This window comes from Caballeronia sordidicola (assembly GCF_002220365.1).
Classification (GTDB): domain Bacteria; phylum Pseudomonadota; class Gammaproteobacteria; order Burkholderiales; family Burkholderiaceae; genus Caballeronia; species Caballeronia sordidicola_C.
In genome coordinates this window covers 1-21,737 of the sequence record NZ_MTHB01000262.1, presented here as the reverse complement: position 1 = coordinate 21,737, position 21,737 = coordinate 1, and the positions used below count along the sequence as shown (strand labels likewise).

At 60.7% G+C, this 21,737-nt stretch carries 18 protein-coding genes; 9 read left to right on the top strand and 9 right to left on the bottom strand.

The annotated features are described in order from the left end of the window. Window positions 1-177: 177 nt before the first annotated feature. Together BSU04_RS37780 and BSU04_RS37775 are read right to left on the bottom strand one after the other, a co-directional pair. The gene (locus BSU04_RS37780) at window positions 178-1,272 is read right to left on the bottom strand and encodes an adenosine deaminase family protein (RefSeq protein ID WP_089165334.1); all 1,095 of its coding nucleotides are present in this window, start codon (window positions 1,270-1,272) and stop codon (window positions 178-180) included. 43 nt (window positions 1,273-1,315) lie between these two features. Continuing rightward, window positions 1,316-2,665 (bottom strand): NCS2 family permease, encoded by a 1,350-nt coding sequence (locus tag BSU04_RS37775; protein ID WP_089165333.1) that lies wholly within the window; start codon window positions 2,663-2,665, stop codon window positions 1,316-1,318. 93 nt (window positions 2,666-2,758) lie between these two features. Here BSU04_RS37775 and BSU04_RS37770 point away from each other — a divergent pair, with 93 nt between their 5' ends. Then, complete coding sequence (locus BSU04_RS37770; protein WP_089165332.1) at window positions 2,759-3,667, top strand: LysR family transcriptional regulator; 909 nt, start codon at window positions 2,759-2,761, stop codon at window positions 3,665-3,667. 19 nt (window positions 3,668-3,686) lie between these two features. Here the strand turns inward: BSU04_RS37770 and BSU04_RS37765 are convergent, their stop codons facing one another. The 3 genes from BSU04_RS37765 to BSU04_RS37755 all read right to left on the bottom strand — a co-directional run bounded on the left by BSU04_RS37765 (window position 3,687) and on the right by BSU04_RS37755 (window position 6,993). After that, the gene (locus BSU04_RS37765) at window positions 3,687-4,730 is read right to left on the bottom strand and encodes a nucleoside hydrolase (RefSeq protein WP_089165331.1); all 1,044 of its coding nucleotides are present in this window, start codon (window positions 4,728-4,730) and stop codon (window positions 3,687-3,689) included. Window positions 4,731-4,732: 2 nt separating this feature from the next. After that, window positions 4,733-5,845, bottom strand: coding sequence for a porin (locus BSU04_RS37760; RefSeq protein WP_089165475.1), 1,113 nt, complete (start codon window positions 5,843-5,845; stop codon window positions 4,733-4,735). A gap of 200 nt (window positions 5,846-6,045) precedes the next feature. Then, entirely contained in the window at window positions 6,046-6,993 is a 948-nt protein-coding gene (locus BSU04_RS37755; RefSeq protein WP_256983759.1) for an AraC family transcriptional regulator, read from the bottom strand. 118 nt (window positions 6,994-7,111) lie between these two features. Here BSU04_RS37755 and BSU04_RS37750 point away from each other — a divergent pair, with 118 nt between their 5' ends. Then, the gene (locus BSU04_RS37750) at window positions 7,112-8,194 is read left to right on the top strand and encodes an aldo/keto reductase (protein WP_089165330.1); all 1,083 of its coding nucleotides are present in this window, start codon (window positions 7,112-7,114) and stop codon (window positions 8,192-8,194) included. A gap of 50 nt (window positions 8,195-8,244) precedes the next feature. Here BSU04_RS37750 and BSU04_RS37745 read toward each other — a convergent pair whose 3' ends face one another. Further along, the gene (locus BSU04_RS37745) at window positions 8,245-9,009 is read right to left on the bottom strand and encodes a GntR family transcriptional regulator (RefSeq protein WP_089165329.1); all 765 of its coding nucleotides are present in this window, start codon (window positions 9,007-9,009) and stop codon (window positions 8,245-8,247) included. Window positions 9,010-9,166: 157 nt separating this feature from the next. Between BSU04_RS37745 and BSU04_RS37740 the strand changes: the two genes are divergently transcribed. The 6 genes from BSU04_RS37740 (at window position 9,167) to BSU04_RS37715 (ending at window position 18,353) form a co-directional block, all read left to right on the top strand. Then, window positions 9,167-10,387, top strand: a complete 1,221-nt coding sequence (locus BSU04_RS37740; RefSeq protein ID WP_089165328.1) for a pyridoxal-phosphate-dependent aminotransferase family protein — start codon at window positions 9,167-9,169, stop codon at window positions 10,385-10,387. Between the two features lie 79 nt (window positions 10,388-10,466). Beyond that, complete coding sequence (locus tag BSU04_RS37735) at window positions 10,467-13,499, top strand: FAD-binding and (Fe-S)-binding domain-containing protein (protein WP_089165327.1); 3,033 nt, start codon at window positions 10,467-10,469, stop codon at window positions 13,497-13,499. A 196-nt stretch (window positions 13,500-13,695) separates the two neighbouring features. Next, window positions 13,696-14,997: an MFS transporter gene (locus tag BSU04_RS37730; RefSeq protein ID WP_089165326.1), complete on the top strand. Its 1,302-nt coding sequence runs from the start codon at window positions 13,696-13,698 to the stop codon at window positions 14,995-14,997. Window positions 14,998-15,068: 71 nt separating this feature from the next. After that, window positions 15,069-15,851: an enoyl-CoA hydratase/isomerase family protein gene (locus BSU04_RS37725; RefSeq protein ID WP_089165473.1), complete on the top strand. Its 783-nt coding sequence runs from the start codon at window positions 15,069-15,071 to the stop codon at window positions 15,849-15,851. 1 nt (window position 15,852) lies between these two features. After that, window positions 15,853-17,082 carry a CaiB/BaiF CoA transferase family protein gene (locus tag BSU04_RS37720; protein ID WP_256983758.1) on the top strand — a complete coding sequence of 410 codons (1,230 nt, stop codon included), beginning with the start codon at window positions 15,853-15,855 and terminating at the stop codon, window positions 17,080-17,082. A gap of 374 nt (window positions 17,083-17,456) precedes the next feature. Beyond that, entirely contained in the window at window positions 17,457-18,353 is an 897-nt protein-coding gene (locus tag BSU04_RS37715) for a DMT family transporter (protein ID WP_089165325.1), read from the top strand. Window positions 18,354-18,573: 220 nt separating this feature from the next. On the opposite strand, the gene BSU04_RS37710 is transcribed toward BSU04_RS37715, so the two are convergent. Beyond that, window positions 18,574-18,948, bottom strand: a complete 375-nt coding sequence (locus BSU04_RS37710; RefSeq protein WP_089165324.1) for a hypothetical protein — start codon at window positions 18,946-18,948, stop codon at window positions 18,574-18,576. After that, entirely contained in the window at window positions 18,945-19,544 is a 600-nt protein-coding gene (locus tag BSU04_RS37705) for an NUDIX domain-containing protein (protein WP_089165323.1), read from the bottom strand. Before BSU04_RS37705 ends, BSU04_RS37710 begins: the two co-directional genes overlap by 4 nt. 83 nt (window positions 19,545-19,627) lie before the next feature. Between BSU04_RS37705 and BSU04_RS37700 the strand changes: the two genes are divergently transcribed. Beyond that, window positions 19,628-20,383 (top strand): DeoR/GlpR family DNA-binding transcription regulator, encoded by a 756-nt coding sequence (locus BSU04_RS37700; protein ID WP_089165322.1) that lies wholly within the window; start codon window positions 19,628-19,630, stop codon window positions 20,381-20,383. Window positions 20,384-20,417: 34 nt separating this feature from the next. Here the strand turns inward: BSU04_RS37700 and BSU04_RS37695 are convergent, their stop codons facing one another. Then, complete coding sequence (locus BSU04_RS37695; RefSeq protein ID WP_256983781.1) at window positions 20,418-20,936, bottom strand: nucleoside 2-deoxyribosyltransferase; 519 nt, start codon at window positions 20,934-20,936, stop codon at window positions 20,418-20,420. Window positions 20,937-21,737 lie beyond the last annotated feature (801 nt).

Below are 21,737 nucleotides of genomic sequence, written 5' to 3'. Positions count from 1 at the left end.
GTTGAGCCGGGTTGAGCCGCTATCTTTGGCTTGGTTTTGGCTTGGGCGATGCCGGGAGAATGATAAGGCAACGCAAATACTTGTGCTTGAGGCCGCATCGGCGCTGACCACGGAACTCAGCATCGACCCAGCCCCAACGCCCCTCACCGGCCGCCGGCTCCAAAACCTGTCCAGCCCCTATGGCAATTGCTTGGCCAACGCATCAAATTCGCCTGGCCACTGGGCTCTCCACGCGTCGCGCGTTGCGTCATCGACCCAAGCTCCGTCAATGCCGTTCAGCATGAAACTCCGCAAATCGCTGATGCCAAAGCCGAAATGGCTGAACATCAGTTCCCACGCTTCACTCGGATTCACCTTGTGCAGCGCCGGGTCGTCGGTATTCGGATGGATCTTCAAACCAAGCCCGGGCATGCGGCGGATGGGATGAAGCTCCGCCCATTTCTCCGGCGGCAAGGTGCGCAAGTAATAAGAGTTGGTCGGTACGACCGTGAACACCAGGCCCGACGCCGCATATCTCGCGGCCAGCGCGGGATTGTCGACGATCGTATAACCATGATCGACACGATCGACCTTCAGCAACTCGACCGCCGTCTCCACGTTGCGCCAAGGCATGCCGAACTCGCCCGCATGCGCGGTGGTCTTGAAGCCCGCATCCCGAGCGTTGCGATACGCCTTCCAGAACAATTCCGGCGGCCGGTCATTCTCGCGATAATCCACGCCAATGCCCGCGACTTCATCGGCGCGATTCGCTTTCATCCACTCGACCAACGTCACCGCTTCGTCGGGATCGGCCTCGCGGTCGATACTCGGAACCAGCAGCGCGGACATGCCAAAGTCCCGCGATGCATCGCGGATCGCCGCGACAATGCCCGCTTGCGCATCGCCGTATTCAATCTTCGATACCCTTACCGTGCCGGTTGGATTCCAGAAAAATTCGGCATGGCGCACGTTGTGCGCGGCGGCGTCTTCCAGATATTCGTAGGTGATGCGGTGCAGGTCATCGGCGTCGGTGAGCAGGTATTCATCAAGCGCGCGCAGCACGCGCAAGACGCCAACCGGCTTCTCGCCGCGCGTATAAAACGCGTCGATCTCAGCTCGCTCGATCGGCGCATGGCTTTTTTCAGCCAACGCGATAAACGTCTCATGCCGAACCGCGCCCAGCAAATGGCAGTGAAGTTCGACCTTCGGGATTGCCTTGAAAAATGCCCGGTGCGCAGGCGTGATCTTGATGCCGGTGCGTGAAGCGGGCACGTTGCCAAATGTCTCGTTCATATTTTTCAGTTCTTGCGGTAGTGCGGAATCAATGGTGCATGGGTTAATGGTGCTTAACAACGGTCCAGAAGTAATAACCGAGCGGAATGGCCAGCACGACAAGACCCCAGGGGACTTCTTTAAAGCGGCCCGCAAGCAGCTTCACAATCACGAAACACAACAAGCCGCCCGCAATCCCTGTGCCGAAACTATTCGACATCAGCGTGAGCAGGACCATGGAAAGGACCGGGAAAGCGTCCGTGAAATCGTCGAAATGCGCGTGGCGGATCGTGCTGAACATCGACAGGCCGATCAGGATCAGCGCCGGCGCGGTGGCTTCCTTGGGGATCGCAAGCGCGAGCGGCACGAACAGCAGCATCAAGGCGAACATGCCGGCAGCCGCCAGCGATGAGAGACCGCTGCGCCCGCCCGCTTCCACGCCCGCCGCCGATTCGACCAGCGCCGTGAGCGCGGGAATACCGAACACGGGGCCGAGCGTGGCTGCGATCGAATCGACGAGGAACGGCCGGTTGATATTCGGCAAGTTGGCGTTTTCATCGAGCAGGTTCGCTTTGGCGCCGACGGCGAGCGTCGTGCCGAGTGTCGAGAAGAACTCGGCGGCGAAGAACACGAACAAATAAGGAATGGCGGCCACGCTCAGCGCGCTCGGAATATCCAGCTTGAACGCGACGGGCATGATGTCGTGCGGCAACGAGATCATCGATTGCGGCAGATGCGTAACGCCCAGCGGAATGCCCGCCGCGGCTGCGATCAGGATTGCCCAGAGAATGGCGCCGGGAATGCATCGCCCCTGCAACACCACGGCTGCGGCCAAGCCGATCAACGCGACGATCGTGCCGGGTCGCGAAAAGTCGCCGAGCGCGAGCGCATTGGTCTTTGCGTTCGCGATCACCATGCCTGCGTTACGGAATCCAAGCACCGCGATAAAGAGCCCGATGGATGCACCGAGACCCAGCTTGATCTGAGCTGGAATCAGCCGCACGACCAGACTGCGTGCGCCGACCAGCGTGAGGATGAGAAACAGCACGCCGGAGATGAACGCAATGCCGAGACCGGTTTGCCAGGCGACGTGTTCGGTCGCCGCCAGCGTCACGCCAAGGATCACCGATCCGCCAATGCCAGGCCCGACGATAAACGGCAGATTCGTATAAAGCCCCATGAAAATGGTGCTCAAAACGAAAACGATGATGGTCGACGTGGTCGCCGCGCCCCGATCCATGCCGCCCGTTGCGAGCAGCGACGGGATCACGACCAGCAGATAAGCCGCCGCGAGAAACGACGTAATGCCTGCAAGCGTCTCAATGCGAACGCTGGTATTGCGAGCGCTCAATGCGAAGCGGCGATCCAGCCATCCGCTCGATGTTTTGGGTGCGGCGAGGTCGTTCGATGCCATCGAAGATTCCTTGTTCACTATTATTTCCTTTGCGTATCCTGGCTTGGTCGCGCCTTATACTGCGGCGCATCTGTCCACACGCGGTGGCGCTCAATGTCCGATCGTTCGTCCCTTTTGCCCGCGCTTACGCTGCGGCAAGTGCAGTACTTCGTTGCGCTCGCGCATGCGCGCAGCTTCACGCAAGCGGCGCAATCGCTCTCCCTGACGCAACCCGCCCTGACCGCCGCAATCCGGCAGATCGAGTTCCTGCTCGGCGGCCCGTTGTTCGCGCGTTCCGCTCACCGTCTCACGCTGACCGCTGCTGGGGCAAGCATACTGCCGCTCGCCGAACGCTTGCTCAACCATGCGCGCGGCACCTTCGACGACATGGCCAGCACCTTCGCGCAACGCCTGCAAACCGTGCGCATCGCGATGATTCCATCGGTGGCGGGACGGCTGCTGCCGGTGTTGAACGCGTTCCGCGAACAACGGCCATCGCTGCGTTTCACGCTCACCGACCTGCCGAATTCCGCGCTGATCGACGCTGTGCGCGATGGTGTCGTGGACATCGGCATTGGCGTGCATGAACCGGAAGCGAACCACGAGGCATTGCGGTTCAAAGACGTCTTCGAAGACGAAATTGTCGTGGTCCTCCGGCGCGACGACCCGCTCGCCAGACGCAAGACCTTGCCGTGGGCGAAGCTTGTCGGCCGAGACCTCGCAGTGTTTGTGCGCGGCAGTGTGAGCGACGCGTTGCATCGTACGAGTGGCGATGAAAAGCTGCGTCTCTCGGTGGCCTACCGGATGGAATACTCCGAGCCGTTGTACGCGCTGGCACGCAACGGACTTGCGATAGCGGTGCTGCCGAGCCTCTATACGCTGCATCTGCACGATCCCGAACTCGTGGCGCTGCGTCTCGACAAACCGCGCGTCACGCGTGCCATTGCGTTGATCTCGCTGGTTGGAGAAGATCGCGGCCCGCACGTGAAAGCGTGCTGGGACTATATTGCTGCGCACATCTGAACCATTGGTCAGCCTGGGCTTAGGGCAGCGTAGCAATGCTCGCCCGTAACGCGGTATAAAACGCGTCGGCATCCACTTCGGTGATCCATGTCGCGTTCGGTGCGCGGCCGCTATGACCGCTCCAGTCGACCACCGTTTCGCCAAGCGTCCACTGCCCGGTCGTCTCCACTACGACGTTGACCAGACGACCCTTGAACAAGGTCGGATCGACAAGATAACCTGCTGCGGTGGGGTCATACATCGGTGCTTCTTCCACGCCGCGCCGGCCCTTCTGATACTTCACTTCCGCCGCCATGATGTCCGCGACGACCGCGCCGCAGCGATTACCGATGGCGCGTATCGGCGCGATGCGTGCAGGAGTGATGGGCGCTTTCACGGCGACATCGCGTGGCAATACGACAATCGGCACGCCGCTCGCGAACACAATGCTCGCCGCTTCCGGATCGACGTAGACGTTGAATTCGGCGGCCGGCGTGATGTTGCCGCGCTCGAAGAATGCGCCGCCCATCAGCACGATTTCGCGCAGGCCGTCGCGGATTTCGGGTGCTTCGGTGAGTGCAGTCGCCAGGTTCGTCAGCGGTCCGATCGCGCAGATTGTCACGCTATGGGGCGGGGCTGCTTTCAAGGTTTCGATGAGATACGCCACCGCGTGCTGCTGTGCGACCGGCCCCAGCGGTTCGTGCAACTCCACGCCCTCAAGGCCCGTCTTGCCATGTACGTTCGCGGCGGTAATCAGCGGGCGCATCAGGGGACGCGGGCAGCCTGCGTACACCGGCAACGTCTTCGTCTGACCCGCCCAGTCGCGCACGATGCGCGCGTTGCGTTCAGTCAGATCCAGCGGCACGTTGCCCGCCACCGCGGTCAGCGCACGCACATCCAGCCGGTCGCGCGCACCGAGTGCGAACAGGATGGCGATGGCATCGTCCTGACCCGGATCGCAGTCAATAATTACCGTGCGCCGCTCGTTTGCCGCGTGCGCGAGCGGGTTGAACAGCGCACCGGCAGCCAGCGCCGCCGATGCCTTGAGGAACGTACGACGGGGGACATTAAAAGTTTGGCTCATTATCAGAATACGTGGCGCATGCCGATGGTTGCGACCAGCTGACGTGTGGTGGTCGACTGCGAGAACGCGAAGATCTGCGCATGCTGCGCGTCGCCGGCAGCTAGCTGGCCGATTACCGTCAACGCGATGTCAGTACGTTTAGAGAGGAAATAGTCTGCCTGCAAGTTCACTTGATGCCACTGCGGCTTCTGGTTGATGACATCGTACTTGCCGTCCGTGTAACCGTAGGCCGCGCCGAGGAACAGCGAAGGGGTCATGGTGTACACCACGTTCACGCCGAAGTTCTGCAAGTGCAGGTGGGAGTTGTCGAGGTAATCGTAGTGGACATCGGTGAAGAGCGCAGCGAATTGCGCCTTCCCGATGGTGTAGAAACCACCTGTGCCGGCAATGCGCTGTTTGCTCGCGAAGACGGACGGGTGGGTCGCGCTCTTATCGAAGATCAAGATGGGTGAAGCGTAGTCGTTGGAGATCGCGCCGTCCGGATTGGTGGGGCTGTCCGGGTGGTTGTACTGTGCGTAGACTGCGCTCCACTTCAGCGGGCCATTCTCGTAACCGACCCCGAAGCTGTACGCGTTGTTGTCGCCGAAGCCGGTCGAGTTGCTGAAGCCATAAATGGCGGTGGCCTTCAGCCCGCGATAATCCGGGCTCACATACTTGACCGAATTCTGGACGCGGATGTCGTTATAACCGTTGTCGTTATCGCCGATGTTCACGCCGTTGCTCGCAATGATCACCGGGCCGATGTAGTCGTGAATTGCGTCGTACTGGCGGCCGAGGGTCAGCGTGCCGTAGGTTTTATCGGCGAGGCCGACGTACGCCAGCCGGCCGAATTCGCGGCCGTTCTGCGACGCCGTGCCACTCATGATGTTGAAACCGTTCTCAAGCTGGAACACCGCGCTCGTGCCGCCGCCCAGGTCTTCGCGTCCCTTCAAGCCCCAACGCGGATTCTGGTTCGTACCGCTGAGCGCCTCATAAGCGTTGTGACCGCCCTGGTTGGTCGCGAAGCCGACACCGCCCGAAATCAGGCCGTAAAGGGTGACACTGCTCTGTGCATACGACGACGCCGTGAAGGCGCCCAGCACCGCGAGAGGGGCAAGCTTGAGTAGTTTCATGATGGTCCGGTGGCGAGTGGATGTTCTTGTCGCGCTCGATTTTTGTTGCATGGCGCGTTGTGACTGCACCGGACTGTACAAAGCCGAAAACCATAAAAATAATTGTGTTTTCTTATAAACCCATCAATTGGATTTATACAAGGGGCATCAGATGTGGGGAATGTGTGCGGGTTCAGGACGTGCTGATGGGAGCGTGCGAAGGATCAGGCGATGCCTTGCTCCAGCATCGGCACGGTGCGTAAGCGTGCCACGTCCCGGCCCGGCGGCGCGCCGAACAGGCGGCTGTATTCGCGGCTGAACTGCGACGGGCTGTCGTAGCCCACCTCGAATCCCACCGCAGCGACATCTCCCGATTCCGCCAAGAGCCGCGCACGCGCCTCCTGCAGACGTATGCGCTTCTGATATTGGAGCGGGCTCATCGAAGTAACTGCGCGGAAGTGCCGATGAAATGACGAAACGCTCATGCCAGCCAGCCCGGCGAGCGCTTCGGTCGCGAGCGTCTCGGCGTAGCGGCTGCGGATCCAGCGGATCGCATGGCTGATTTGCGACAAGCGGCTGTCGGCGAGACCGATCTGCCGCACCATCGCACCCTGTTCGCCCGCGAGCAAGCGCCAGAGAATCTCGCGCTCGATCATGGGCGCGAGCACCGGGATATCCTCAGGGTGATCCAGCAGGCGAAGCAAGCGCACGATCGGATCAAGCAACTCCGGCGATGCATGGCTGATGGCCAGGCCCAGGGGTTCGGCGGCATTTCTGTCGCCGGCCGCAGTCTCCAGCAGCAGCGTGGCAATGTTCGGCGGCTTTAGCACCAGTCCCATCGCGAGAAAGGGTTCGCGCTCGCTTGCCTCGACTACGTGCCCGGTGATCGGTAAATCGACGGACACTACCAGGTACTGCCCCGCGCGGTATTCGAACACCTTGTCGTTCAGCACCGTCCGTTTGGTGCCCTGGGCGATAACGGCAAGCGTGGGTTCGTACACATGGTGGATCGGCTCGGTGGTTGTGTCGGACGCCATGATCGCCACGCCCGGCAGCGCTTCGACCATCATGTCGGCGCGGGCATGGCGGGTGATCAGTGTGCGAAGTTCGGCGAGATGTTCCATCTTTCCACGGTAAGCGGCGAATGCACAAACTGCAAGCACTGCACGCATGATTCGCTCAACGTTGGCAGGATTGTGCAAGAGCTTGCGAGCATTGATCTATCGCCGGGAAGGCGCGCGGTGGTTTTATTGACGTCAGGTCAACCCGTCAATTTTCAGGAGAAACATCATGTCGCTGGATTCCTACGTCACGCTCGGCCGCTCCGGCCTTCGCGTCAGCCCGTTCTGTCTCGGCACCATGACCTTCGGCGAAGACTGGGGCTGGGGCTCGAGCCCCGCTGAGGCAGAAGCCATCCTTGCGGAATATCTCGACCGGGGCGGCAATTTCATCGATACCGCCAACATCTACACCGTCGGCCATTCCGAAAAGATCATCGGCGACTTCTTTGCGCGGCAAAAAGGCCGCCGGGATCGCACGGTCATTGCCACGAAGTTCTTTGGCAACCTGCATCGCGGAGATCCGAACGGCGGCGGGGCCGGGCGCAAGGCGATCGTCCAACAATGCGAGGAATCGCTGCGCCGGTTGCAGACGGACTACATCGACCTGTACTGGATGCACAACTGGGACCGCACGGCTCCCATTGAAGAGACGATGCGCGCGATGGACAATCTTGTGAGCGCCGGCAAGGTGCGTTATCTGGGGTTCTCCGACGCGCCCGCCTGGAAGGTCGCGCAGGCGCAGATCATTGCGCAGTTCCGCGGCTGGACGCCGTTGATCGCGATGCAGGTCGAATACTCCCTTCTGCAGCGGACCGTGGAAGGCGAACTGACGCCGATGGCGCAAGAGCTCGGCATCGGCGTGATGCCGTGGAGTCCTCTCAAGAACGGCTGGCTGTCGGGGAAATACAGCCGTGAGAATGTGAGTACCGTTGCGTCGGATCGCGGGTCTCTGGTTGGCTTGCCGGGCGAGAAGGATTTTCAGGTTATCGATGCGCTGACGGCCGTTGCCAAGGAAGTGAACGCCACTCCGGCAGCGGTTGCGCTCGCATGGGTACAAAACCGTCCGGGCGTGACATCGACGATCCTTGGTGCACGCCGGATTGACCAGCTTCGGGCGAATCTTGCCGCGCTCGACCTCAAGCTGACTGACGCACAGATCGCAACCCTCCACGAGGTATCGAAGCCCGTTCTCAACTTCCCCGCGGATCTCAACCGCGACCTTTCGCCGAGCTTGGCTTTTGCAGGCGCAACCGTCGACGGTCAACGGACGGCGGTCTTGCCCTTGCTGTCCGAAAACGCGCCTCGATATTGACCGCGTGTGAGTAACGGCGCCGGGAATTTGTGGTTTCGAACCCCGGCGTTTCAACCCGGCGGCGCGTCCGGCAGCGTGCCGCCCTCCGAGCGCGTGCGCAACGTCGTCATGGTCCTTTCGGCCAAAACCGCATCGCGCTTGGCCAGCAAATGGCCGCGCAGGACAGAAGCCATGCGCTTGCCGTCGCGTGCTTCCAGGGCCTCGATCATGGCTTCGTGATCGCGGATCGCGCTGTCCCACTTTACCGTCTGGAAGTTGGACCGAAACCGCAGGGCCTGCAACCGCCGGTTCACCGATATATAGGTCTGCCTCAGGGCCGAATTACGCGCGGCGTCGTTGATCTTGTCGTGAATGGCCTGATTGCGGCTGTAGTACCCCGACAGGTCGTTCTGCTCCCGACACGCCAGCATGGCGTAATGCAGCGCCTTGATTTCGCTCAGCTCAGTGGACGTTATCCGCTCACAGGCGAGTTCGCCCGAGAACGCTTCCAGGCCGCTCATCAGTTCGAAGGTCTCGCGAATCTCCGCCTCGCTCATCTGAGAAACCGACGCGCCCCGGTTCGGCAGGATGTCGATCAGGCCCTCGGACGCCAGCACCTTCAGCGCCTCACGCAACGGCGTGCGCGAAATGCCCAGCGTCTCGCACAACGTGCGTTCGTTGAGCTTCACGCCCGGCGCAAGCATGCCCTCGACGATGAAATTGCGCAGGTGCTCAACCACCGTGTCATGCAACCGCTGCCGCTCGACTTTTGGAAGCGTGGCCGCGACTTGCGAAATCTGCGCGATCTGTGAATCCTGCAGATGATCATTTTGCATTCAATACCTCTACCCATTTTGTTGACACGATTTTACCGTATGGCGCCGGTAAATTTGGAGGGACGGGTTTCTACCTAACAAAAACAAGCATTTATCGCTTCCGGTCATCGCGATGGTGCGATAAAGTATTTTGCATGCAAAATTCAAAGGACGCATCATGTTAAAACTCGATTTCCATCCCGCTGGTCGCCATTTCCTGCAGATTCCGGGTCCCAGCCCGGTCCCGGACCGCATTCTACGGGCAATGAGCTACCCGACGATTGACCATCGCGGGCCGGAATTCGGTGCGTTGGGCCTGAAAGTCCTGGACGGCATCAAGGCTATCTTCAAGACGGCACAGCCGGTGGTGATCTATCCGGCCTCGGGCACGGGCGCATGGGAAGCAGCGCTCTGCAACACGCTCAGCCCCGGTGACACCGTGCTGATGTTCGAGACCGGCCACTTCGCGACGCTCTGGAAAAAGATGGCCGAAAACCTCGGGCTGAAGCCTGAATTCCTGGGACTGCCGGGAATCGAGGGATGGCGGCGCGGCGTGCAGGCGGACATGATCGAAGCGCGGTTGCGCGAAGACACACAGCACTCGATCAAGGCGGTTTGCGTCGTGCATAACGAAACCTCGACGGGCGTGACATCGGATATTGCAGCGGTGCGGCGAGCGATCGACGCTGCCGGGCATCCGGCGCTGTTTCTCGTCGATACGATCTCTGGCCTTGCGTCCGCGGATTATCGGCATGACGAATGGGGTGTGGATGTTACCGTGTCCGGTTCGCAAAAAGGCTTGATGCTGCCGCCCGGGATCAGCTTCAACGCGGTTTCGCAGAAGGCGATCAAGGCTAGTAAAGACGCCAGGTTGCCGCGTGCGTTCTGGGCGTGGGACGAGATCATCGAGATGAACAAGAGCGGCTACTGGCCGTACACGCCGAACACCAATTTGTTGTACGGCTTGTCCGAAGCGCTCGAGATGATCGGTGACGAAGGGCTCGACCAGGTCTTCGCGCGGCATCAGAGACTGGCTGCGGCTTGCCGCGCTGCGGTCAACGCATGGGGACTCGAGATTCAATGCGCCGACCCGGCGGTTTATTCGCCGGTGCTGACGGGCGTGATGACGCCCGAGGGCGTCGACGCGGACGCAATCCGCAAGACCATCTACGACAACTTCGATATGTCGCTCGGCACCGGCCTCGGCAAGCTCAAGGGCCGCATGTTCCGCATCGGGCACCTGGGCGACTGCAACGACCTCACGCTGATGGCCACGCTCACAGGCTGCGAGATGGGCCTGAAGTTGTCCGGCGTGAAGCTTGCGGGCAGCGGCGTCCTGGCGGCAATGGATTACCTGACGAGTCACACCGCGGCACCGGCATTGAAGGCGGCGGCGTGACACGGAGCCGGTCCGGCGGCAACGCATGACCGGCTTTCCTTCTCGGACTCCCCATTTACTTAACCGCGCGTAGACGCCGATGCTGACTAAATCATCCGAAGCACTCGTCCAGCCGATCCACTTGATGCCGGCCTCGGCGCGCGCCACGCTGTCGCCGCTGGCCATGCGCCTGCGTCAAGAGTTGAGGGGCGATGTGCTGTTCGACCGGGCGGCGCGCGGACGCTACGCGACGGATGCATCGATCTACCAGATCATGCCGCTGGGCGCAGTTGTGCCGAAAGATCAAGCCGACTTGCTGCTCGCGTTGCAGATTGCAGGCGACGCACATGTTCCCGTGCTTGCACGCGGCGCGGGAACGAGCCAGTGCGGGCAAACGATTGGCGAAGCGCTGGTGATCGATACAAGCAAGTGGCTCAACAACATCGTCCACTTCGACCCTGAAGCCCGCACGGTAACGGTAGAGCCGGGCGTGGTGCTTGATCATCTGAACGCGTGGCTGAAACCGCACGGCTTGTGGTTTCCCGTCGATGTATCGACCAGCGCGCAATGCACGATCGGCGGCATGGCGGGCAACAACTCGTGCGGCTCGCGGTCGATGGAATACGGGATCATGGTGCACAACGTGGCGTCTATTGACGCCGTGCTGGCCGATGGTCATCAAGCCACGTTCGCGGCAATGCATGCGATGTCATCCGACGCTCGCACGCGTTCGCTGGTCGAAGGCGTGCAACGCATCGCGCAACGCGAGCGCGATGAAATCCGCGAGCAGGTACCGAAGGTATTGCGGCGCGTAGCGGGCTACAACATCGATCTCTTCGATTGCCAGAGCCCCTTGCCCTTCAGCGCCGACGGCGAGCCGAATCTCGCGCAATTGCTGGTGGGCTCGGAAGGCACACTCGCGTTCAGCCGGCAGCTCACGTTGAAACTGTGGCCCTTGCCCGAACACAAGACGCTTGGCGTCGTGAACTTCCCGACGTTCTACGACGCAATGGACATGACGCAGCATATCGTCAAGCTGGGGCCGGTCGCGGTGGAACTGGTCGACCGCACGATGATCGATCTGTCGATGTCCAATCCGGCGTTCCGTCCGGTGATCGAGCGTGCGCTGGTCGGCCAGCCGCAAGCCGTGTTGCTGGTCGAATTTGCTGGTGCGGACCAGGCCGTGCAACTTGCGAAGCTTGCGCAACTCGTGGAGTTGATGGGCGATCTCGGCTTGCCGGGCGCGGTGGTCGAGATGCCCGATGCCACGCAACAAAAGGCCTTGTGGGAAGTACGCAAGGCCGGCCTCAACATCATGATGAGCATGAAGGGCGACGGCAAGCCGGTGTCGTTTATCGAAGATTGCGCCGTGCCGCTCGAACATCTCGCGCAGTACACCACCCGTCTTACCGAGGTCTTCCACAAGCACGACACTGAAGGCACCTGGTACGCGCACGCGAGCGTCGGGACGCTGCATGTGCGGCCGATTCTGGATATGCGCCGCACCGGTGCGCAGAAGATGCGGGCGATTGCGGAGGAAGCATCGGCGCTGGTGCGCGAGTACAAGGGCGCGTATTCGGGCGAACACGGTGACGGTTTGTGCCGCGGCGAATGGGTAGCGTGGCAATACGGACCGCGTCTCAACGAGGCGTTCCGCGAGATCAAGACGCTTTTCGATCCCGAGAATCGCATGAGTCCGGATCGCATCGTGAATCCGCCGAAGATGGACGACGCGACGAACTTTCGTTTCCCGCCGACGTATCGGGAGCGTGAGATCGCGACGCAGCTCGACTGGTCGCAATGGAACGTGACACGCGATCCTTTGACCGGCATCGAGACCCCGCCTGGAACCGGCGACGATCACACCGGCGGACTCGCGAAGGCCGTCGAGATGTGCAACAACAACGGCCATTGCCGCAAGTTCGATGCAGGCACGATGTGCCCGAGCTATCGCATCACCAAGGACGAACAGCATGTCACGCGAGGCCGCGCGAACACGCTGCGGCTCGCGATCAGCGGACAACTCGGTGAGGGCGGCCTTGCAAGCCAGGACGTGAAGGATGTGCTGGACCTGTGCGTATCGTGCAAGGGCTGCAAGCGTGATTGCCCGACGGGCGTCGATATGGCGAAGATCAAGATAGAAGCGCGTGCGGCGTGGACTGCGGCGAATGGCCTGCGCATGCGCGACCGGCTGGTGGGCTTCCTGCCGCGTTACGCGCCGTATGCGAGCCGCATGCCGTCTTTGTTCGGATCGGTCGAGCGTTTGCCGCGTTTCGCCGGCTGGCTGAAAGCCCGCCTTGGGTTGGCGCCGCAACGCGCGTTTCCGCACTTCGTGAAGTCGTTCTTATCGACCGCCGAGCAGCCCTTGCCACCCGTGCAGGGCGACAAGGAAGTGCTGCTTTTCGTCGATACCTTCAACAACTATATGGAACCCGACAACGCCCGTGCCGCGAAGCGCGTGCTCGAGGCGGCGGGCTATACGGTTCATCTGAACGTCAAGGCGGGAGAGCGGCCGCTGTGTTGCGGGCGCACGTTCCTGTCGGCGGGACGGGTTGACGAAGCGAAGGCTGAAGCGCGTCGCACGCTGGACACATTGCGGCCTTATATAGAGCGCGGCGTGCCGGTCGTCGGCCTTGAACCATCGTGCCTGCTTTCCTTCCGCGATGAATTTCTCGACTACGGTTACGGCGATGAAGCGCGCAAGCTCTCGCAGTCATCGTTCCTGTTCGAGGAGTTCCTGGTCCACGAAAAAGAGGCGGGACGCCTGCGACTTTCGCTGAAACCCCTCGCTCAGCCGAAGGCACTGGTGCACGGTCACTGCCATCAAAAGGCCTTCGACGTGTTTCGTCCCGTGCAGGCTGTACTCGGCTGGATTCCTCAGCTGGAGGTCTCGGTGGTCGAATCGTCGTGTTGCGGCATGGCCGGGAGTTTCGGTTACGAAGCCGAGCACTACGAAGCATCGAAGGCGATGGCGGAGCTGTCGCTGCTGCCTGCCGTGCGGAAAGCACGGAAGGCACAGGACACCGTGATTGTCGCCGACGGCACCAGTTGCCGTCACCAGATAGCCGATGGCACCGACGCAAAAGCGCTGCATGTCGCCCAGGTCCTGGCTGCGGCGCTAAGAGATTATTGACCGGCACGGGTTCACATAAACAGCGGACGGCGTCATGTTCCGCGCATTGGAGACCAGCATGGCACGACCGCGCAAACCCAGGATTCGTTACTTCGCTTTAACGCCCATTCAGTAAAGCCTTATCGAAGTTCCGGATGCAGTTCGCTTCAGGCGCCCCTTAAGCGCCTTTATGAAGCACGCACTACTCAAGGAGACGATGATGTTCCGTCGAGCTACGACGCGCGTTCTGTTGCTGCTGTGCGCAATGTATTTCATCACCTACGTCGACCGTGTCAACGTCAGTACCGCCGCCTCGCAGTTCGGCGCGGAACTGCACTTGTCGCATATCGAGATCGGCTTTGTATTTTCCGCGTTTGCCTATCCGTATCTTGTGTTCCAGATTATTGGCGGATGGGTGGGGGACCGTTTCGGGCCGCGCCGGACGCTTGCTGTTTGCGCCGTGATCTGGGCGGGCGCCACGATCATGACCGGGCTGGCTGGCGGTTTTGTATCGCTGATCATTGCGCGCTTGTTGCTCGGGCTGGGCGAGGGCGCCACGTTTCCCACCGCTACCCGCGCCATGTCCAACTGGATGCCAGCGGACAAACGCGGCTTCGCGCAAGGGACGACGCATGCCGCGTCGCGTATTGGCAATGCGGTTGCGCCGCCGTTGATCGTCTGGTTGATGATCGCAACGAGCTGGCGTGGTGCATTTATTGTGACGGGGATCATCAGTTTTCTGTGGGCGATTGTCTGGATCTTCTATTTCCGCGACAACCCCCGCGAGCACAAGAGCATTACCGCCGACGAGTGCGCCACGCTTTCGTCGTTCTCCGGAGTCAAGCAGCGCGTGCCAGTACCGTGGCGCGCATTGCTGGGACGGATGGCGCCGGTGACTGCCGTGTACTTCTGCTATGGCTGGGTGTTGTGGCTCTTCCTCGGCTGGATTCCGCAGTACTTTCTTCACAACTATCACATGGAGTTGGGGAAGTCGGCACTGTTTGCATCGGGCGTTTTCTTTGCCGGCGTTCTTGGTGACTGGCTCGGCGGCTCGGTCACGGATCGCATCCTGCGACGCAGCGGCAACCTGCGCATGGCCCGCAATGTGATGGTGGGCGTCTGCATGTTCCTGACCATGCTTTCGCTCGCACCCATCATGCTGGTTTCGAATATGTCGATCACGTTGGCCGCCGTTTGCCTGAGCGGCGGGTTCTTCTTCAACGAGATGACGATTGGACCCATGTGGGCCGTGCCGATGGACATCGCGCCCAAACACGCCGGCACCGCTAGCGGCATCATGAATTCGGGTTCCGCGCTGGCCGCGATTATCAGTCCGGTTGTTGGCGGGTTCCTGATCGACAGGACCGGCAACTGGAACCTGCCTTTCACGATTTCCATGATCCTGATGGGCGTTGGCATTGTGCTCTCGTTCACCATGCGGCCGGACCGGGCGCTGGACGACTTTGCTGCGGGCGCTGAAGGAAAGGAAGGCGCCAAGGCGGCGAGGAAATTTGTTTAGAAATTTGCTTGGAAATGTGCTTGGAAGCGCGCTCGCGCCGGAAGCTGTTATTTCTCTCTCCAGGAGACGATGTGGCTGAACCATCCATCTTGATCGAACGCGAGGGATTTGTAGCGACGGTTGTCATCCATCGGCCCGCGAAGCTCAACGCGATGACCAAGCCGCTTTGGCAGTCGCTGGGCGAAACCATTGATGCGCTTTCCGCCGATGACTCCATCCGCTGCATCATCCTTCGCGGCGCCGGCGAGAAAGCCTTCTCGCCCGGCAACGACATAGCCGAGTTCCAGACGGATCGCTCCAACGTCGAACAAGCCCGCGCTTATGGGGCGATCATGCATCGCACGCTTTCGTCGCTTGCTGCTTGCCGGCATCCGATTGTCGCCATGATTCACGGCATCTGCGTGGGCGGCGGACTCGAGATTGCAGCCATGTGCGATCTGCGCATCTGCGGGGAATCCAGCCGCTTTGGCGTGCCGATCAAGAACCTCGGCCTGGTGATGGCGCACGCGGAACTCGATGCGCTCGTACAACTCGCAGGTCCTGCCGTCGCGCTCGAAATCCTGCTGGAAGGTCGCATCTTCGGGGCGCAGGAGGCATTGGCCAAGGGGCTCGTTACGCGGGTCGTAGCCGACGATCAGGTCACCGCTGAAACGCTTGCTACTACGCGCCGGATTGCCGAGGGCGCGCCTTTGGTCGCGCGCTGGCACAAGCAGTTCGTGAAGCGCGCGATGAACCCGGCCCCACTCACGCCCGAGGAACATGACGAAGGTTTCGCGTGCTTCGGCACGGAGGACTTTCGCACGGGTTATCAAGCTTTCCTCGACAAGGTCAAACCGGAATTCAAGGGGCGTTGAAATGCTCGAATCAGAAACAAGCAGCAAAGGCCCGCTTAGCGGGATGCGCGTTATCGAACTGGCTCACATCATGTCCGGACCCATCTGCGGAATGATGCTCGCCGACATGGGCGCCGATGTCATCAAGGTCGAAAAGATTCCCGGCGGCGACGACTGCCGTCGTTTCGCCCCCATCCTGGAAGGTGGAGAGTCGGCGTCGTTCATGATCGTGAACCGCAATAAACGCGGCGTGGCGATCAACCTCAAGACTGACGGCGGCCGAGAAGTGCTGCGCAAAATGCTCGCCACCGCCGACGTAGTCACCGAGAATTACCGGCGCGGCACGATGGAAAAACTCGGCATGGGTTATGAAGCGCTCAAGGCAGAAAATCCCGGCTTGATCTATTGCGCGATCTCGGGTTTTGGCCGCAGCGGACCCATGGCCGACAAGGGCGGTTTCGACCTGATCGCGCAGGGTATGAGCGGTCTCATGAGCATGACCGGCGAACCCGGTCAGGCGCCGATCAAGGCGGGCTCGCCGGTCACCGATATCAACGCGGGCATTCTCGCCGCGCTTGGAATTTGCGCGGCTTACGCCGGCAAGCAAAAGACCGGGCTGGGCCAGATGGTGGACACCTCGCTCTTCGAAGCCGGTTTGCAGCAGATGTACTGGGCCTTCGCCAACTACTTCGCCGACGGCACGGTGTTGCCCAAGGCAGGCTCTGCCAATCCGACCAGTGCGCCGTATCAGGCATTCCGGACTCGCGACGGGTGGGTGAATATCGGTGCGGCGAATCAGAGTAACTACGAGCGGCTGGTCGGCGCGCTGGATATTCCGGGGCTTGCCGAAGATGAGCGTTTCAGGACCAACGCGGGGCGGTTGAAGCATCGCGGTGCGCTGGTCGACATCCTGACAGCGCGGCTCGTTGAGCGAACGACGAACGAATGGCTCGCGGCTTTCGATGCGATCGGCCTGCCGTCCGGGCCGGTGCTCGGCGTGCCCGAAGCGGTGACGCATGAACAAGCGCTGGCGCGCGGAATGATTGTCGAGACGACGCATCCGGTAGCGGGGCGCATGCGTGGTCTCGGTTTGCCCATTCATTTCTCTGACGGGATCGCCCAATCGAGCTTGCCCGCGCCGCTGCTAGGCCAACATACGGCGGAAGTGCTGCGGGAATATGGTTTCTCCGACGAACGCATTCATGCGCTAAAAGAGGAAGGCGCCATTATCGCCAGCGATGTAACGGTTTGAGTTCGTGTCTGAAAAGACGTCTGGCTCGCTGGACGTCTCGGAGCTAAATTAGCTTGGACTGGACTTCACCCATGACGCCAAGCACATTCCTGTTATGCAGGGATATCTTAAGCCGCCAGCAAGATGGTTTAATCCGTCATCGCCCGGAAACACCGTGTCGCATTTGATCAATATCGTGAGCATAAGCATCACCTGATCCCCAGTGGTCCGGTGATAAGCTACGCGATGTCCAAACACCCGGTTCTCGTCTCGGACTCGCCCGACTCAGCGTTTTCGCATGGGCCTTGGCAGCTATACGGTCACGGCTACGACAATCGGCGTTATCCAGGACGCTTGCGCGGGGACGCCGCGTTTCCTTCGGATCATGAATCACAATGCCTGCAACCATTGCCCAAAGCAGAGCGGTGCCGCTGCGCAGCATCACGCAAATCCTCGCGGCCATGCTTTGCTTTGCTGTGGTCGATGCCCTGGCAAAGTCGGTCAGCCTGAAATATCCCGCTAACGAGATCACGTTCTTTCGGATGATCTTCGGCTTGTTGCCAGCGTTTGCGATGTGCTTGCAAGGCAAACCCTTAAGCGAGCGGCTAAGGACACTGGATATTCGGGCGCAGACACTGCGCGCGATTACCTTGCTTTGCGCACTCGGACTGTTCTTCGCGGGGTTGCCTTATGTGCCTTTGAGCGAAGCGGTTGCTATTGTCTATTCGGAGACGATCTTCGTGATCGTGCTGGCGCCCTTGCTTCTCAAGGAAACGCTAAGACGTCGTGACGCCGGTGCGGCCGCGATCGGTTTTATCGGCGTGCTCTTAGTCGTGCGTCCAAGCAGCGACCAGACAAGTTGGCTCGGTCCCGTGCTCCTGGTGGCCAGCGCGATTTTCGGCGCGTTATCGATTTTGCAAATCAAGCGCATCCGCGCATCGAACGATTCAAGTGTCACCGTGCTTTACTTCACCTTCATCGGTGCGCTCGTCAGCGGGCTTTCGCTCTTTTTCGCGTGGCAAACACCGACGCTGGATTTCCTGGCCGTCATGGGCTTGCTCGGTATCCTCGCCGGCACCGGGCAATTGTTGTTGACCATGGCGTTTCGACAAGCCGACGCAAGCGCACTCGCGCCGTACAACTACACGAGCATTGTCTGGGCAGCGATCTTTGGTTATGTGGTCTGGGGCGAGACAGTGGGCACGTTGTCGCTGATCGGCATCCTGTTGATTGTCGGCAGCTCGATACTGGTTGCGATCAGAAGCAAGCAAGCCGACGGCCCGCTGGTTTGACCAAGCAGGCCGAAGTCTGTCTTACTCAATCGACAACCTCAACGCAAACGCCAGCAAGGCAACGGAGAGGGTCCAGCGTTGCACGACCTGAGCGCGCGGGTGACTGCGCATCCAGCGACACCATGAGCCAACCTCCATTTCGAATGGCTTGATATTGCCGTTAATCGACGAGCGTTTTCTGGCGTAGTTAGGGAAAAACGCCAAGCTCCCGGTACGCAGGCTATGCAGTCGCCGCGGCGACGGGAATATCCGCCGTATTTCTATAAACCGGCAAACCGAGTTCTTCAGCCAGGCGGACATCGGCATCGGCGCCGTGCGACGCGCCTTCGATTCGATACACCGCGTGGCACTGCCTTATCAGGCGATTCGCGACAGGGTACAAGATCGTTTCGCTGATCGGATCGCCCACCGCTTTCGAGCCTGCCGCAGCCGCTAGCGGAAGCGCTACCCACTCGCCGATCATCGGCATATGTCCGAGCTGGTAGACCTGCAACGCGGCCTCTTCAAGCCGATGCAGATTGCCGGCAATCAACGCGGCATTCCCATTGGTGCCGCTGCGGTACGGTCCCGCGATGAGTATCAGTTGAGGACTCACGACACACGCCTTTCAAGCACAGGGTTCAAAGCGGCGAACTGCAGAAGCATGATGGTTTTCGCATCGACGATCTCGCCACGACGCACCGCGTCCAGCGCATCGTCGAGCGTCAATTCGATCACTTCAAGATCCTCTCCCTCCGCCTCCACGCCGCCGCCGCGTCCCACGCGTGCAGAGGCGTCGTACTCGGCGATGAAGAAATGCAGCTTCTCCGTGACCGAACCGGGGCTCATGTACGCTTCAAAAACCTTCTGCACGTTATCCACCCGATACCCGGTTTCCTCTTGCGCTTCGGCCCGGATTCGCTCCTCGGGCGTCGCGTTGTCGAGCAGCCCGGCGGCCGCCTCGATCATCATGCCGTCGTGACCGTTGACGAACGCGGGCAACCTGAACTGCCGGGTCAGCACGACGGTTCGCTGGTCGCGGCTGAACAGCAGGATCGTCGCCCCATTACCCCGGTCGTAGGTCTCGCGGCTTTGACGCTGCCACACTCCGTCGCGGCGCTGGAAGTCGAACGTCGTCTTCTTCAGCACGTACCAGTCGTTGGACAGAACAGTCGTGTCGATAATGCGAACCCTGTCTTTTGTGGCCACCATCTCGTCAGCTCCATATCGCGCAAAAGGAGTAGTCATGGTATCGTGCAGATTCGTGCAATATCAAGACATTTCGTGCAAACACCATGCTGACCTCTCAACGCAAGAAAGCGATCCTCAAGACTCTGGGGCGTGATGGACAAGTGCTCGCCAAGGAGCTCAGCGAGACGTTCGGGGTATCGGAGGACACGGTGCGGCGCGACCTGCGCGAGTTGGCCGGCGAGGGATTGCTGCAGCGCGTTCACGGCGGCGCGCTGCCGGCTTCCACGGCCGTGGCGCCGTTCGCCGAGCGGCGGGCCCTGGAGTCGACGGCCAAGCGCGCGATCGCCGCAGCGGCGGCGGCCATGATCGAAACCGGGCAGGTGGTGATCATCGACGGCGGCACGACTTCCGCTGAACTCATCCGCCAGATCCCGCACGATTTATCGGCAACGGTGGTGACGCATAGCCCGAGTGTCGCCGTCGGGCTGGTCGATCATCCGTTGATCGAGGTGATAGTCATCGGTGGCCGTCTTTTCAAGCATTCGATCGTGACGGTCGGCGCCGCCGCCATTGAAGCGATGTCGCATATCCAGGCCGATATCTATTTCATGGGCGTGACCGGCGTGCACCCGAGCGCGGGCTTGAGCACCGGCAATTTCGAGGAGGCGTTTGTGAAGCGCGCGCTTGCCGCCCGGGCGGCAGAAACGGTGGTGCTGGCTTCATCCGATAAGATCAATGCCGCCTCGCAGTACGTGATCGGTGGCATCACGCTGGCTCAGACGATCATTGTCGAGCGGGAAACCGAGCTTGCGCTAACCAAGCCGCTAGAGGACGCAGGCATTACGATCGTGCGTGCTTGACTAAGCGACACGCTAAGCCGGCGGCCGCTCACGACTAGAGCTGTCCGCTTGCAAGCATGGCGTCCAGGCACGCTTGCGGGTCACCTACGACAATACGGGCGGTGCACGCCAGCATCAGATTCATGTTCAAGCCGAAGTCCTCGACCAGAAAGCCGTTTGCGCAATACGCAGCGGATCCTACCGTCTTCACCGATACACGATCGAGCAGCGAGCGGTCGTTATCGATATACGCCCATATCGGCTTGCCGAGCGCGGCGGCAAAACCAACTTCGAATGCGGTTCCGCTGTCCGGTTCGCCGGCTCCGCGAAAGTCGTTCAGGTTGGCTAGGACCACATCGGCTGAACGAATAGCGTCCATGTTCGCGCGGCAAATCCACTGCGCCTTGGCGCGGGGCTCGAGTTCGTCAGGAACCTGTCCGTCGAGCGGATAGAGACCGATCATTCCGCGGGCCTGGCAGAGCGCTTTCAAATGCTGGCCGTGACTGAGCGCATTGTCGCGGAACACGTCGAAGCCCGCGAGATAGACGCGCGGGGTGGCCGCAGCGCGCTCGATGGGTAGCGGGGCGGGTGCAAAATGCCCTTCGCGCACTTTGCGTCGAACCCGGTTCAGTTGCTTATGAACCGACGCCACCAGTTTCCCGGTGCGCGTCGCGATTTCCTCGACGCTCAAGCCCTGGTCGACTAGTTCGATTAAAGTCAGTTGCTTCTTGGTTGGGCCGCGCATCGCTCTCCTCATATACCGCTTCCGGCAGGCATTCCCCGCCAGGGTTCCCGTAGGGGCGTAAGTAGAATAGCGAACGCGGGTCAAGTCAAGAACCCCGTTGTGCGCGCTCAAAACAAAGGATACGACAGTACCGGGAAAGTCGGCGACCTCGACGCAGTCCGCTTCCGGTTAACACCCTTTAGCGGGATAGCGAGGTCGAGTGTCGGGATTCATTAGTTTGAATGAGTCATGCGGCTAGAATCGGGCTTCCCGCGCGTTGCTCAGCCAACTTTGAATTTTTCTGCCGGCGTGCAGGGGCAGCGTGGTGCCCGAATCGCCGATGCGTGGCGTGTCAACGCAACTGCGGATGAACGCCTTTCATCGACGCATCCCGGTCGCTCACTTCAATGTATATGACTGAACGCAATCGAGGCGCTGCGGCCATTCGATTTTCCAACGTATTCGACCTTACGTCGGCCATTGCGGCACTTAAGCTCTTGCGTTGCGAAGGGCAAATAAGTCGCCGATAACGGCATTCTCGAGGTCCGCGCTTCGGCCGATTTGGGACCATGCTCTTCAGCACGACTCCCCATCAACCGACAATAACCGCGAATAACCGCGAATAACCGCGAATAACCGCGAATAACCGCG

Coding starts and splice junctions, on each gene's coding strand:
- BSU04_RS37770 (WP_089165332.1), top strand. CDS start 2,759: ATGTCCGATCGTTCGTCCCTTTTGCCCGCGCTTACGCTGCGGCAAGTG.
- BSU04_RS37730 (WP_089165326.1), top strand. CDS start 13,696: ATGATGTTCCGTCGAGCTACGACGCGCGTTCTGTTGCTGCTGTGCGCA.
- BSU04_RS37775 (WP_089165333.1), bottom strand. CDS start 2,665: ATGGCATCGAACGACCTCGCCGCACCCAAAACATCGAGCGGATGGCTG.
- BSU04_RS37735 (WP_089165327.1), top strand. CDS start 10,467: ATGCTGACTAAATCATCCGAAGCACTCGTCCAGCCGATCCACTTGATG.
- BSU04_RS37745 (WP_089165329.1), bottom strand. CDS start 9,009: ATGCAAAATGATCATCTGCAGGATTCACAGATCGCGCAGATTTCGCAA.
- BSU04_RS37780 (WP_089165334.1), bottom strand. CDS start 1,272: ATGAACGAGACATTTGGCAACGTGCCCGCTTCACGCACCGGCATCAAG.
- BSU04_RS37700 (WP_089165322.1), top strand. CDS start 19,628: ATGCTGACCTCTCAACGCAAGAAAGCGATCCTCAAGACTCTGGGGCGT.
- BSU04_RS37720 (WP_256983758.1), top strand. CDS start 15,853: ATGCTCGAATCAGAAACAAGCAGCAAAGGCCCGCTTAGCGGGATGCGC.
- BSU04_RS37765 (WP_089165331.1), bottom strand. CDS start 4,730: ATGAGCCAAACTTTTAATGTCCCCCGTCGTACGTTCCTCAAGGCATCG.
- BSU04_RS37740 (WP_089165328.1), top strand. CDS start 9,167: ATGTTAAAACTCGATTTCCATCCCGCTGGTCGCCATTTCCTGCAGATT.
- BSU04_RS37750 (WP_089165330.1), top strand. CDS start 7,112: ATGTCGCTGGATTCCTACGTCACGCTCGGCCGCTCCGGCCTTCGCGTC.
- BSU04_RS37715 (WP_089165325.1), top strand. CDS start 17,457: ATGCCTGCAACCATTGCCCAAAGCAGAGCGGTGCCGCTGCGCAGCATC.
- BSU04_RS37755 (WP_256983759.1), bottom strand. CDS start 6,993: ATGCGTGCAGTGCTTGCAGTTTGTGCATTCGCCGCTTACCGTGGAAAG.
- BSU04_RS37705 (WP_089165323.1), bottom strand. CDS start 19,544: ATGGTGGCCACAAAAGACAGGGTTCGCATTATCGACACGACTGTTCTG.